Annotated in this window: 13 protein-coding genes; 5 read left to right on the top strand and 8 right to left on the bottom strand. The window is 72.2% G+C overall.

Going from position 1 to position 11,404, the window contains the following annotated elements; genetic code table 11:
• Nucleotides 1-48 precede the first annotated feature (48 nt).
• Nucleotides 49-657 carry a TetR/AcrR family transcriptional regulator gene (locus tag ABFX54_RS20625; RefSeq protein WP_346107069.1) on the bottom strand — a complete coding sequence of 203 codons (609 nt, stop codon included), beginning with the start codon at nucleotides 655-657 and terminating at the stop codon, nucleotides 49-51.
• Nucleotides 658-751: 94 nt separating this feature from the next.
• Here ABFX54_RS20625 and ABFX54_RS20630 point away from each other — a divergent pair, with 94 nt between their 5' ends.
• Together ABFX54_RS20630 and ABFX54_RS20635 are read left to right on the top strand one after the other, a co-directional pair.
• Nucleotides 752-1,504: an SDR family oxidoreductase gene (locus ABFX54_RS20630; protein ID WP_346107071.1), complete on the top strand. Its 753-nt coding sequence runs from the start codon at nucleotides 752-754 to the stop codon at nucleotides 1,502-1,504.
• Nucleotides 1,505-1,684: 180 nt separating this feature from the next.
• Entirely contained in the window at nucleotides 1,685-2,071 is a 387-nt protein-coding gene (locus ABFX54_RS20635; RefSeq protein WP_346107073.1) for an STAS domain-containing protein, read from the top strand.
• A gap of 28 nt (nucleotides 2,072-2,099) precedes the next feature.
• On the opposite strand, the gene ABFX54_RS20640 is transcribed toward ABFX54_RS20635, so the two are convergent.
• The 3 genes from ABFX54_RS20640 to ABFX54_RS20650 all read right to left on the bottom strand — a co-directional run bounded on the left by ABFX54_RS20640 (nucleotide 2,100) and on the right by ABFX54_RS20650 (nucleotide 4,456).
• Nucleotides 2,100-2,927 carry a protein phosphatase 2C domain-containing protein gene (locus ABFX54_RS20640; protein ID WP_346107074.1) on the bottom strand — a complete coding sequence of 276 codons (828 nt, stop codon included), beginning with the start codon at nucleotides 2,925-2,927 and terminating at the stop codon, nucleotides 2,100-2,102.
• 125 nt (nucleotides 2,928-3,052) lie between these two features.
• The gene (locus ABFX54_RS20645) at nucleotides 3,053-3,769 is read right to left on the bottom strand and encodes a hypothetical protein (RefSeq protein WP_346107076.1); all 717 of its coding nucleotides are present in this window, start codon (nucleotides 3,767-3,769) and stop codon (nucleotides 3,053-3,055) included.
• 510 nt (nucleotides 3,770-4,279) lie between these two features.
• Nucleotides 4,280-4,456: a hypothetical protein gene (locus tag ABFX54_RS20650; protein ID WP_346107078.1), complete on the bottom strand. Its 177-nt coding sequence runs from the start codon at nucleotides 4,454-4,456 to the stop codon at nucleotides 4,280-4,282.
• Nucleotides 4,457-4,895: 439 nt separating this feature from the next.
• Between ABFX54_RS20650 and ABFX54_RS20655 the strand changes: the two genes are divergently transcribed.
• Both ABFX54_RS20655 and ABFX54_RS20660 read left to right on the top strand, forming a co-directional pair.
• A complete protein-coding gene (locus ABFX54_RS20655) occupies nucleotides 4,896-5,963 on the top strand; it encodes an NAD(P)-dependent alcohol dehydrogenase (RefSeq protein WP_346107080.1) in 1,068 nt (355 codons plus the stop codon).
• A gap of 34 nt (nucleotides 5,964-5,997) precedes the next feature.
• Nucleotides 5,998-6,687 (top strand): type 1 glutamine amidotransferase domain-containing protein, encoded by a 690-nt coding sequence (locus ABFX54_RS20660; protein WP_346107081.1) that lies wholly within the window; start codon nucleotides 5,998-6,000, stop codon nucleotides 6,685-6,687.
• Nucleotides 6,688-6,784: 97 nt separating this feature from the next.
• On the opposite strand, the gene ABFX54_RS20665 is transcribed toward ABFX54_RS20660, so the two are convergent.
• Complete coding sequence (locus ABFX54_RS20665; protein ID WP_346107083.1) at nucleotides 6,785-7,300, bottom strand: CGNR zinc finger domain-containing protein; 516 nt, start codon at nucleotides 7,298-7,300, stop codon at nucleotides 6,785-6,787.
• A gap of 87 nt (nucleotides 7,301-7,387) precedes the next feature.
• On the opposite strand from ABFX54_RS20665, the gene ABFX54_RS20670 reads away from it, so the two are divergent.
• On the top strand, nucleotides 7,388-8,260 hold the full coding sequence (locus tag ABFX54_RS20670; protein WP_346107085.1) for an alpha/beta fold hydrolase: 873 nt from the start codon (nucleotides 7,388-7,390) through the stop codon (nucleotides 8,258-8,260).
• A gap of 53 nt (nucleotides 8,261-8,313) precedes the next feature.
• Here the strand turns inward: ABFX54_RS20670 and ABFX54_RS20675 are convergent, their stop codons facing one another.
• The 3 genes from ABFX54_RS20675 to ABFX54_RS20685 all read right to left on the bottom strand — a co-directional run bounded on the left by ABFX54_RS20675 (nucleotide 8,314) and on the right by ABFX54_RS20685 (nucleotide 11,047).
• The gene (locus tag ABFX54_RS20675; RefSeq protein ID WP_346107087.1) at nucleotides 8,314-9,486 is read right to left on the bottom strand and encodes an NAD(P)/FAD-dependent oxidoreductase; all 1,173 of its coding nucleotides are present in this window, start codon (nucleotides 9,484-9,486) and stop codon (nucleotides 8,314-8,316) included.
• A gap of 69 nt (nucleotides 9,487-9,555) precedes the next feature.
• On the bottom strand, nucleotides 9,556-10,428 hold the full coding sequence (sigJ, locus tag ABFX54_RS20680) for an RNA polymerase sigma factor SigJ (RefSeq protein ID WP_346107088.1): 873 nt from the start codon (nucleotides 10,426-10,428) through the stop codon (nucleotides 9,556-9,558).
• 256 nt (nucleotides 10,429-10,684) lie between these two features.
• Nucleotides 10,685-11,047: a helix-turn-helix domain-containing protein gene (locus tag ABFX54_RS20685; protein WP_428834542.1), complete on the bottom strand. Its 363-nt coding sequence runs from the start codon at nucleotides 11,045-11,047 to the stop codon at nucleotides 10,685-10,687.
• Nucleotides 11,048-11,404 lie beyond the last annotated feature (357 nt).

The raw sequence follows: 11,404 nt of genomic DNA on the forward strand, positions 1-11,404 counted from the left end.
GTGTCAAAACAGCGCGAAATGGAACGTTCCACACAGAGGACGGCACCCTCAGTCGGGCGGCCACTGGCGCAGGGCCAGGTCGGCCACCAGTTGGAGGTCGTCGCGGGCGACGCCGCCGGCGGCCTGGACGGCGATGCCGTTGGCCACGGTCATGAGGTAGCGGGCGAGCAACCCGGGATCGGATCCGGCGGGCAGGTCGCCCTCGTCCACGGCTTGCTGGAACCGCTCCTTGAGCAGCGTGACGCCGTTGTCGCGCCACGCCGCAAGCGTGTCGCGGGCGCCGCGGCCGGACGCGCCCGCCGCCAGCGAACCCTGCACGCCGAAGCAGCCGGCCGGGCAGTCGGGGCGGGTGGTGACCTCGACGGCGCCGCCGAGAAAGGCGGTGGCGACCTGGCGTGCGGCCGGCTCCTCCAGGGCCCGGACGACGTAGGCGGCGGGGCCGTCGTTGTAGCGCCGCAGGGCCAGGCGGAACAGTTCCTCCTTGCTGCCGAAGGCGGCGTACATGCTGGTGCGGCTGATGCCCATGGCCCTGGTCAGGTCGGTGAGGCTGGCGCCTTCGTAGCCCTGCTCCCAGAAGACGCGCATGGCCCGGTCGAGCGCCTCGTCCGGGTCGAAGCCACGCGGTCGGCCGATCGGCGCCTTCCCCTGGGTCTGCATGGGGGTAAGTCTACCGCTTTTGTACCGGGCGGTGCAGAAGTGCTATCGTCGCTTTCCGTACCGATCGGTGCATAAATCTGACGAGGTGAGAGCCATGGGAACGCTGGAGAACAAGACGGCCGTCATCACCGGCGGCGGAACGGGCATCGGCCTGGCCACGACGCGGCGGCTGGTGGCCGAGGGCGCGCACGTGTTCATCACCGGGCGCAGGAAGACCGTCCTCGACGCGGTGGTGGCGAGCATGGGCCCGGCGGCGGTGACGGCCGTGCCCGGCGACATCGCGGAGCCGGCCGACCTGGACCGCCTCTACGCCGCGGTCAGGGATCGGGGCCGGGGGCTGGACGTGCTGTTCGCCAACGCCGCCGCCGCCTCGTTCGCGACGCTGGAACAGACCACCGAGGAGCACTTCGACCGGATCTTCGCCGTCAACGTCCGCGGCACGCTGTTCACGGTGCAGAAGGCGCTGCCGCTGCTCAACGACGGCGCGTCGGTGATACTCAACTCCTCGGTACGGGCCGGCGACGGCGTCGCGGCGTTCGGCGCGTACGCGGCCTCCAAGGCGGCGATCCGCTCCTTCGCCAGGACCTGGGCCAACGAGCTCAAGGGCCGCGGCATCCGGGTCAACGCGATCTCCCCCGGCACCATCGACACCCCCGGGCTCGACGGGGTGGCCGAAGGGACGGAGGACGCGGCCGGCGCCAAGGCGCGGTTCATCGAGGCCGTCCCGCTCGGCCGGATCGGGCAGCCGGACGAGGTCGCCAACGCGGTGGCGTTCCTCGCCTCCGACCAGGGCAGCTTCTTCCTGGGCGCCGACCTGGTCGTGGACGGTGGCGAGATGCACCTCTGAGCCGCGCTTCACCGGAGCGTCGCCGCATCCGGGGATCACCTCGCCGAAAATTGACGAATCCTCTTTCCTGTAACGGAGTTCGGGCGTAGCCTCGGGAGGGACGGTGAAAAGCCGTCCACGCCAGGCCGACCTACTCCCCCGGGGACCGCCCATGCCCGTCAATCTCGCGCACTCGCCGACATGCTGACGGCGGCGGCCCCGCACACCGCGCTCAGTGTGAACTGCCGCCTCTCCCCCGGCGGGGTGCTCGTCACCGTGGCGGGTGAACTCGACGCCACCAACGCCGGGCGCCTGGAGTCCGCCATCGCCGGCGCGTGGCGGCCCGGCCGGCCGCTGATCCTGGATCTGCAGGGGCTCACGTTCATGGACAGCAGCGGACTGCACGTGCTGCTGCGGGTGCGGGCCGACGTCCTGGCGGGGGCGGGCAGCCTGCGGCTGGTCTCCGTACGGGATCTGCCGGCGCGGCTCCTTCAGATCACCGGGGTCTGGGACACCCTGGACATCTACGACAGCGTGGCGGAGGCCGCCGCCGCGCTCGCCCCGTCCCTGGTCGCCGACCTCGGCTGAGCCCGTCGCGGCCCTGCGCCGGCGATGTTCAAGCCTCGCCGAGGCCGGTGCAGTGGATGATCGTCGCGTCGTCCGGCCGCACCGCGTGGCGGGCCTCCGCCTGCCGTACGCGGCGGATGATCTCGGCGGGCCCGTCCGAAGCCAGGACGGCCAGGACCTCGGGCCAGCCGGTCTTGAACTCGTCCGCGAGGCGGGCGGCTCCGTTGCTGAGCAGGACGGCGCCGGACAGCTCCGCGATCGGGCGACTTCCCGTGACGGCCTCGCGGGCCGCCCGCGGGTCGTCCTTGGCCAGCCAGAAACCGCCCGGTGCGTTCCTGTGGGCGCGCAGGTCGTTCAGGATCCGCTGGTATGCCTCGGTGCCCTGGCCCGCCGCCTCCAGGGCGGGCACGTACGCGCTGCTGATGACCACCTCGCGCGGGTCGGTGACGACGATCGGCGCACCGTCCGGCCGGTCGAGCACGAGGAAGGCGTCGCCGAGCACGAGGTGTTCGAGGACGCCGCCGGAAAGGCGCAGCATGGCGACGGTCGCCGACGGGCCGATGGGGTCGGCGACGGCGCAGGAGCCGCGGTGGGCGTCCGTCACCCGCTCGATGGCCTCGGCGAGCAGCTCGCGCAGGCCGCGGGCGCGTCCCGAGGCGAGCAGGGCGAGGAGGGCGGCGCCCAGGCGGGAGGCGTACCAGGCGACGCCATGATGGCAGAGCGCTTCGGCGCCGGGGATGCCGGCGCCGTCGACCAGCACCGCCCCGGCCGGGACCGCGCCGGTGAAGTCCTCGTTGACGCGCCCGGCCCGCGCCGCGACGCTCGCCATCGCCACCCGCATGTCCGCCGCCTTCCCGTCGATCAACGTGCCGACCATCCAACCACCGGCACCCGCACGTCCGCCGCCCTCCGGCCGATCGGCGGACCGACCGTCCGACCATCGCCACCCGCAGGCCCGCCTCCGACGAGACGCTGGTGCGCGCCGTGGCCGGCGTCCTGCGGTCAGCCGACCAGGCCGACGACGTACGCGCCCGGCACCAGCGCGGCGACGAGGGCGACGGCCCACCAGCGGGGAGCCGGGCCGTTCCGCAGCAGCCCGACGCCGAGCGGCACCAGGGCGGCGGCGAGCCCTGCCAGGGCGAGCAGCGAGACCGGGTCGCTGCTGCCCTTGAGCACGCCCAGCGGCAGCACGGACCCCAGTGCGAGCGCCACGCACCTGGCCACGCCGAGCGGCCCGGCGCCGAACGCCCTCGCGCGGAAGGCGCCGGCGGGGAGCACGATCCAGCCGGCCATGATGCAGACGCCAGCCCCCTTGAAGACGTGGAAGGCTGCGTAGGTGTCCGCGACGGCCCGCTGCGCCGCCGCCAGTCCGAGCTCGTCCACCAGCTGGAACGCCAGGTGGCTCACCCCGGCGTGGAAGACCCGCCCGAACAGCCCGAGCACGACCAGCGTGGCGCCCCACCGGGCCGAGCCGGGATGCGTCACGGCGACGATCCGGGCCAGCGCCGTGACGGCCGGCCAGAGCAGCACCACGCCGGCCGCGAACAGCCCGTACGACACGGCCATCCGTCCCGGATCGGCGGCGTAGGCGGCGAGCTGGCCGGGAAAGAAGTCGTCCGCGCCGATCCTGGTGAGGACCGCCGCGATGAGCAGCAGGGGCCCCAGCACCGCGCCGGCGCCTTCGACCCAACGGCCGGGAATCGAACCTTCAATGGTCATGCCGACCATCCAAGTCCCGGCCCGGCCCGCGCACACGGGCGCGCGGGCGAGACCTGAAGGTAGACCTGGCACTAGCCGCCGTTCCCCGTCAAGAAGATGTTTGAGCCGTTTCGGCGGAGTAGGCCCCAGGGTTTGCGAACGCGGCCGGAGCGCCGGAACGGCCCCGGCCCGCGACATCCACCCCCGGGATGTCCTCGGCTGACACGTCGTCGAGGACGACGGCCGGCTGCGCCACTACGCCGCGGCCAAGCAGCACACCGCCGGGCAGTGCGTGCGCTCCTACGGCGCCGTCAGCAGCGGCGGCCACGGCGGCCCGCTGGCCGAGGGCGCCCGTAACAGCTGGGGCAACTGCCGCTGAGGAAAACGAGCCTGGACGGGGCCCCTCCGGGTGTCCACCGTCCAGGCGGAGGGACGTCAGCGCTTGGGGGCGGAGCGGGGCAGCAGGGCCTTCAGGGTGCTCGGCTCGGCGGCGTTGACGAAGTCGCCGAACATCGCGGTCGTGCCGCACGATCAGCCCGGCGACTGCCTGAACCAGGTCTCGCCGTCGGGCAGGGCCGCGCCGAGGGGGCCGCCCTTGATGTAGGAGGTGCGGCCGATGCGGAGGATGCGCTCCGGCTTGGCCAGGGCGGCGGCCCGGCCGTCGTCCTCCTGCTCGTCGTCGCCCTGTTCGCCGCTGTCGCCGCGCACGTTCAGCTTGGCCGTGAGGTACGGAGGCGGCGATGCCCCGCCGGTCGAACTGCGCCCGCCCCGAACGGGCCAGGGTGGAGACGGACTTGCCGACGGTCCGCTGCTTGAGCGTCACCCCTTTGCCGGGTGCGAGCTGGGCGCGCAGGGCGGCGAGCGGGTCCTTGGGGGCGGCCAGCGCCCGCGTTCCGGTCGCCGGGACGACGCCGCCGGCGACGATGCATAAGATCACGTTTTCGCAGGCGATGATCATGCTGGTCGCAGATCACGACGGGGCGACGTTCCTCCCTCCGGCGACCGGCCGCGCTCGCCGGCGGCCCACATTTTCCGGAGACCGAGATTTACATGGAATTTTGTCTGATTTGTGGCGTCTGTCGCTAATTTGAGAAATGTGCGACGAATTTCGCCGCCGCAGTGATCCGTACCTGATCTGGAGGGCATCATGAGCATGTACGCGGCCCGGATGCACGGCCTCAAACAGCCGTTGCAGATCGACGAGGTACCGATTCCCGAACCCGGCCCCGAGGAGGTCCTCGTCAAGGTCAGGGCGACGGGGATGTGCCGCAGCGATTACCAACTCATCGATGGATATTTCCCGATCGACCTTACGTTCCCCTACATTCCCGGCCACGAGGTGGCGGGCCAGGTCGAGCGGCTCGGCGCCGACGTTCCCGCCTCGGCGGGCCTGGCGGTCGGGGACCTGGTGGTCGTCTATCCCGCCTGGGGCGACGGCACCTGCCGGCAGTGCCGCGAGGGCAACGAGCAGTTGTGCACCGGCAGCGGCGGCTGGATCGGCTTCGGCCCGCCGGGAGGCTTCGCCGAGTACGTCAACGTGCCCAGCCGTCATCTCATCCGGATCGACCCGGACGCGGGGATGGAGCCTGAATACCTCGCGCCGCTGGTGGACGCCGGGCTGACCCCGTACCGGGGGATGAAGCGGCTGCGCGCCGCCGGCCGGCTGACTCCCGGACGCACGGTGGCCGTCAGCGGGATCGGCGGGCTCGGCGCGTACGGCGTGCAGTACGCGCGCCTGCTCGGCGGCGGAGCCACCGTGGTGGCCTTCGCCCGCGACGACGCCAAGCTCGCGCTGGCCAGGGAGAACGGCGCCGACCACGCGATCAACACCCGCGGCAAGACGCCCGACCAGGTACGGGCCGAGCTCGCCGAGCTGACCGGCCGCGGCGAGATCGACGCCGCGCTCGACTGCTCGGGCGCCTCGCAGTCACTGGAGCTCAACGCCGCGCTCCTGGCGGCCGAGGGCACGCTCGTGTCGGTGGGCCTGATGGGTGACAGCGCCGAGTTCCCGGTGTTCCCGTTCGTGTCGGGCGAGCGGACGTTCTCCGGATCCTTCTGGGGCAACCACAACGACCTCACCGAGGTGCTCGCCTACGCCGGCCAGGGGCGGGTCAAGCACACGGTCACCCCGATCAGCCTCAGCGACATCAACGACAAGCTGGACGAACTGGGCCGGGGCCACGTGATCGGCCGCGTGGTCGTCGTCTTCGACTGACCTGCCATCAGCGCGGATCTGAGGGGGAATTCCCATGGCGAAGCTCCTGTTCGTGATGACCGGTACGGCGTACTGGACGCTCAAGGACGGCACCAGGCACGCGACGGGGTACTGGGCCGAGGAGTTCGTGGCCCCGTATCGTGCGTTCACCGAGGCCGGGCACGAGATCACGGTCGCCACTCCCGGCGGGGTGGTGCCGTACGTGGACATGATGAGCCTGCGGCCCGACCTGGCCGGAGGCGCGGAGACGGCGCTCGGCCTGGAGGAGACGATCCGGTCGGCGGAGGCGCTGCGGCGGCCGATCATGCTGCCGGACGCCCGCCTGGACGCCTACGACGCCGTCTACCTTCCCGGCGGCCACGGCCCCATGGAGGACCTGTGGCAGGACGCGGACGCCGGCCGGCTGCTGACGGCGGCGCTGGCCTCCGGCAAGCCGCTGGCCATCGTCTGCCATGCCCCGGCGGCGATGCTGGCCACCCGGATCCACGGCCGGTCGCCGTTCGCGGGCCGGCGGGTGACCGCGTTCACCAACGAGGAGGAGAACGCAGTCGGGCTGGCGCCGATGGCGCGCTGGCTGCTGGAGGACGAGTTGATCGCTCTCGGCGTGGAGTTCAGCAAGGGCGAGATGTGGCGGCCGTACACGGTGACCGACGGCAACCTGTTCACCGGGCAGAACCCCGCTTCGTCGGCGGAGCTGGCCGGGCGCCTGCTCAAGGTGCTGTGAACCGCCACCGAGCCGGCTCCGGCCGCCGACCGTCTTCGACGGGTTTCGGGCCGCCACCAAGGGTCCCTTGACCGTCCTCGACCGGTTTCGGCGACCGCTAACCGTCCGTCTTGCCCTGCCGGGTGCGCTGGTAGTGGCGTCTGGCCTTCATGCGGTTGCCGCAGCCGGCCATCGAGCACCAGCGGGCGGTGTTCGGCCTGCTGTGATCGATCAGGAAGAGCCGGCACTCGTCGTTGGCGCACGCGCGCAACCGCCCTGGGCCGGACACGCGCAGCGCGTCCCACGTCAGCACGGCGCGCGCCGCCGCGACGCGCCCATCGGGCAGCCGGGGGGTCCACTCGATCCCCTCGCCGCCGAGCGAGGCCAGGCACGACACGCCCTCCACGAAGCGGGCGAGCGCGGCGGGGGGCGCGTCGCCGCGTACGACGTCCTGGAGTGCCGCGCGGGCGTCGAGCGCGGCGCGCCACTCCTCCTCCGAGGCCGGCTGACCGTGCGCGGAGAGCCAGCGCAGCCCGTCGGCGGGGCCGGCCAGCAGGTCGCACGGCCGTCCTTCGTGCACGGGCGTGGTGTTCAGCAGGTCGAGGAGCAGCTTCTCGTCGGTATCGATCACCATGGCGAACCTAACCTCCAAAGTCTCCTTGACAGGTTACACCAGGCCGTGCTTGAGTCTAACCATCAAAACGACTTAGAGGAGTTAGACATGACTGCCGTTCACCATCGCTACGCCACCGTCGAGGGCCGGCGGCTGTTCTACCGGGAGGCCGGCCCCGCGGACGCGCCGGTCATCGTGCTCCTGCACGGCTACCCGACCAGCTCGTTCATGTTCCGCCACCTGATTCCCGCGCTCGCCGACCGCTATCACGTGATCGCTCCCGACCACCTCGGGTTCGGGCTGTCGGACGCCCCGCCGGCGGACGAGTTCGACTACACCTTCGACGCCCTCACCGGCCTCACCGCCGGCCTGCTCGACCAGCTTGGCGTGCGGCGCTACGCCATGTACGTCCAGGACTACGGCGCCCCGATCGGCTGGCGGCTGGCCCTGGACGACCCGGAGGCCGTCACGGCGATCATCACGCAGAACGGCAACGGGTACGCCGCCGGCTTCGTCCCGGAGTTCTGGCAGAGCGTGTGGGACTACCACCGGGAGCAGACGCCCGAGACCGAGCGCGCGATCCGCACCGCGCTGAGCCTGGAGGCCATCCGCTGGCAGTACGTCACCGGCGTCCCGGACGAGAGCCTGGTCAGTCCCGACACCTGGCACCACGATCACGCGCTGGTGTCCCGTCCCGGCAACGACGCGATCCAGCTCGCCCTGTTCCGCGACTACGCGACCAACCCGCCGCTGTACAAGGAGCTGCACGCCTACCTGCGGGCGAACCAGCCGCCGCTGCTCGCCGTGTGGGGCAAGGGCGATGAGATCTTCGGGCCCGACGGGGCTCGGGCGTTCGCCCAGGATGTCCCGAACGCGGAGATCCATCTGCTGGACGGCGGGCACTTCCTGCTGGAGAGCGCGGGTGACGAGGTGGCCGGCCTGATCCGCGACTTCCTGTCCCGCACCACCGCCGCCCGCTGACCCGGCGCCGGCCGCGCGACGCCGGGCCCGAGGCTGCCGGGTGGCGTGCGCGATCAGGCGGCGGTGACGGCCTCGTCCTCTCCTTGGACCTCGTCATTGTCACGGGGGAAGAAGGGCAGGTCGAGGTAGACGGCGTCCGCGGCGGCCAGGATCTTCTCCGCGTCGTCCACCGGCGGGTGGATGGCCTGGTTGATCAGCTTCTTGACGGCCGTCCCTTCGGCTCCCGAGGCCATCACCCTGCGGTTCCAGCCCCGTGTGAAGATCGCGCCGGCGCCGCCCAGGTCCAGGCAGGTGACGTACGGGCCGGGGGTGAACTCGCGGGGCGGCACGCCGAGCAGGTCGGCCGCCGCGTTGTAGCCGGCGACCTTGCCGAGCGGAGTGGCGTGCTGGCAGGCCTGCATGACCGGGTGCTCGGCGTCGTACGCCGCCGCGGCCACGTCCCCGGCGGCGAACACCTCGGGAAGGGCCCGCAGCCACCGGTCCACCGGCACCCGGCCGAGATGGTCGAGGTCGTCCGAGATCTGCCGGGTGAGCCCACCGGCCCTGAGGCCCCCGGCCCAGACCACCACGTCCGCCGCCACCTTGGCGCCGCCGGACAGCACGGCGTACCCGTCGCCGACCTCCGTCACCGTGCTGCCGAGCCGGCGTTCGATGCCCAGTTCGTCCAGCGCGGCCTCGATCTCCGCGCGCGGGCCGGGGCCGAGCTCGTGTCCGACCACGTCGGACCGGTCCACGAGCAGCACCCGGCCACGGGCGGCCAGTGCGGTGGCGGCCTCCAGCCCGACGAACCCGGCGCCGACGACCACGGCGGAGTAGCCGTCGCTGCCGCGCAGACGACGTTCGAGCCGCCGGGCGCCTTCCAGGGTGTCGATGTCGAAGAGCCGTTCGGCGCCGGGCAGCCCCTCGGGCCGGACCAGCTCGCTGCCCGCCGCCAGCACCAGGCGGTCGTAGCCGAGCTCCCTGCCATCCGCCACGACCACGCGGCGGCCGGTGTCGATCGTGCGTACCGAGGCGCGCACATGCTCGACGCCGATCGGGCCGAGGATCCGGCGGAGCTCGACCTTGGCCGAATCCGGATCCGGCTCGTACAGCCTGGGCCGCAGCACCAGGTGGTCGTTCGGCGCGATGAGCGTGATGCGCAGATCAGCGTCCCCGCGGGCCAGCGCCGCTCCCGCCGCGCTCCACACGCCCGCGAAGCCGCCACCGATGATCACTACATGTGCCACTGTCTCGTCCTCTCTACGACGCCCCCCGGAGGTCGGGGTGCGGGTCGGCAGGGAGACGAGACAGCGTCCTCAGATGTGACCGAGGAGAGCGAGCTTGTCGGGATTGACCAGTCTTCTGAAGGTCGTGATCCGCCCGCCGGCGATCTCCACCGTGTCGAGCCAGACGAGCCGGTCGCCGTCGTACGTCGCCAGGGCCGGCTGTCCGTTCACCTCGATGATCCGGTACGAGCCGGGCCGCCTCAGCTCGGCCTGCCCGACCGCCAGGCGTGCGATCCGCTCAGCACCCTGGATCGGCCTGCGCGCGGCGGTGGCCCGGCCTCCGCCGTCGGCGACGTAGACGGCCTCGGGGTGCAGCAGGCTGACCAGCCCGGCCAGGTCGCCCGCGTCGGCGGCCGCTCTGAACGCCCTGAGCACACGTTCGGTCTCGGCCCTCGACGCCTGAGGCCGCTCCCGAACCGTCGCGACCCGGGCTCTCGCGCGGGAGGCGAGCTTGCGTCCCGCGGCGGGCGTGCAGCCGAGCACCTCGGCGATCCGGTCGAACGGGAAGCCGAAGACGTCGTGCAGCACCAGCGCGACGCGTTCACCCGGGGCGAGGGTCTCCATGACGATCAGCATCGCGGTGCTCACGGACTCGTCCATGAGCACCCGGGTGGCGACGTCGGGGCCGGTCAGCAGCGGTTCGGGCAGCCAGGGGCCGACATATGCCTCGCGCCGGACGCGCGCCGAACGCAGCACGTCGTACGCCGTCCGGGCCGCCACGGTCACCAGCCAGGCCCGCAGATCACGCACCCCGGACAGATCGGCGCCGGCGGCGCGCAGCCAGACCTCCTGCGTCACGTCCTCGGCCTCGGCGACGCTGCCCAGGATCCGGTACGCCGCCCCGAAGACGGCGGAGCGATGTGCCCGCCAGTCGGCCTCCCCCGGCGCCCCGCTCGCTTCCACCCATGACCTCCCGCCCCGAGTCTAGGCAGGCCACCGCACCGCACCGCCCCGTTCCCGCCCCTGTGCCTCCTCGAGGTGCCCGGCGGCCGCGCGCCCGGAAGGCCACGCGACCCCGTCGAGCGCCAGAAACGGCGCCGCCCGCTCCTGGACTCGGCACGAACCGGCCCGGTTGATAGCACGCCGACATGCCAGGAGCCGCTTCACGACGCCCGCGACGCAGCGCAGCGGCGGAGCCGCCGCGCGGGGAGGTCGTGGGTCAGTCGCCGGTCGCGCGCTCGCGTTCGTACGCGGCGTTGATGCGCAGTGCTTCGGCGAGCTGGTCTTCCAGGATGATGATCCGGCAGGCGGCCTCGACGGGAGTGCCCTGGTCGACGAGTTCCCTGGCCCGGGACGCCAGGCGCAGCTGGTAGCGGGAGTAGCGGCGGTGGCCGCCGCTTGAGCGTCTCGGCTCGATCAGTCTGGCGGCGCCCAGGGCCCGCAGGAACGTCGGGGTGACGCCGAGCATCTCCGCCGCCGCGCCCATGCTGTAAGCGGGATAGTCGTCATCGTCGAACCGGTCTTCGGCGCTGGGCGCACCGCTGTGACCGTCATCGTCGGCGCCGGTCGGCGAAGCCTGCATGGCGCCGGGTGTGTGCCCTTGACCCATAGATACCTTTCTTCACGCCGACAGGGGGCCCCGGCGCCATGTGCGCCGGGGCCCCGAAGAGGTTCAACACCATCTACCGGCCTGGGGCCGGCTTGTTGTCATCCGCATCCGCCGCCCTGTTCGGCGGCGATGCGGGGATCGCGGATGCGTGACCGTAGACCACCTTCCAATCCTGTGGAACTGCGGTACCCGAGCGGCGAACGTCAGCCGGCGACGGGCGATCCTTCGATGGCGTTCAACACTCCCTTCCCTATTCCTCTGGACGTGACGTCCACTTACAACAACGGCAGCGCGTCCACGATCTGGGCCCTTACCAACCGCGCTGGCCCT

Origin of the sequence: Nonomuraea maheshkhaliensis (assembly GCF_039529435.1) — a bacterium.
Lineage (GTDB): Bacteria > Actinomycetota > Actinomycetes > Streptosporangiales > Streptosporangiaceae > Nonomuraea > Nonomuraea maheshkhaliensis.

What these genes read in the sequence shown, in the direction of transcription:
- ABFX54_RS20655 (WP_346107080.1), top strand. Translation starts at nt 4,896, where the DNA reads ATGAGCATGTACGCGGCCCGGATGCACGGCCTCAAACAGCCGTTGCAG.
- ABFX54_RS20665 (WP_346107083.1), bottom strand. Translation starts at nt 7,300, where the DNA reads ATGGTGATCGATACCGACGAGAAGCTGCTCCTCGACCTGCTGAACACC.
- ABFX54_RS20640 (WP_346107074.1), bottom strand. Translation starts at nt 2,927, where the DNA reads ATGGTCGGCACGTTGATCGACGGGAAGGCGGCGGACATGCGGGTGGCG.
- ABFX54_RS20625 (WP_346107069.1), bottom strand. Translation starts at nt 657, where the DNA reads ATGCAGACCCAGGGGAAGGCGCCGATCGGCCGACCGCGTGGCTTCGAC.
- ABFX54_RS20635 (WP_346107073.1), top strand. Translation starts at nt 1,685, where the DNA reads ATGCTGACGGCGGCGGCCCCGCACACCGCGCTCAGTGTGAACTGCCGC.
- ABFX54_RS20630 (WP_346107071.1), top strand. Translation starts at nt 752, where the DNA reads ATGGGAACGCTGGAGAACAAGACGGCCGTCATCACCGGCGGCGGAACG.
- ABFX54_RS20670 (WP_346107085.1), top strand. Translation starts at nt 7,388, where the DNA reads ATGACTGCCGTTCACCATCGCTACGCCACCGTCGAGGGCCGGCGGCTG.
- ABFX54_RS20645 (WP_346107076.1), bottom strand. Translation starts at nt 3,769, where the DNA reads ATGACCATTGAAGGTTCGATTCCCGGCCGTTGGGTCGAAGGCGCCGGC.
- ABFX54_RS20660 (WP_346107081.1), top strand. Translation starts at nt 5,998, where the DNA reads ATGGCGAAGCTCCTGTTCGTGATGACCGGTACGGCGTACTGGACGCTC.
- ABFX54_RS20685 (WP_428834542.1), bottom strand. Translation starts at nt 11,047, where the DNA reads ATGCAGGCTTCGCCGACCGGCGCCGACGATGACGGTCACAGCGGTGCG.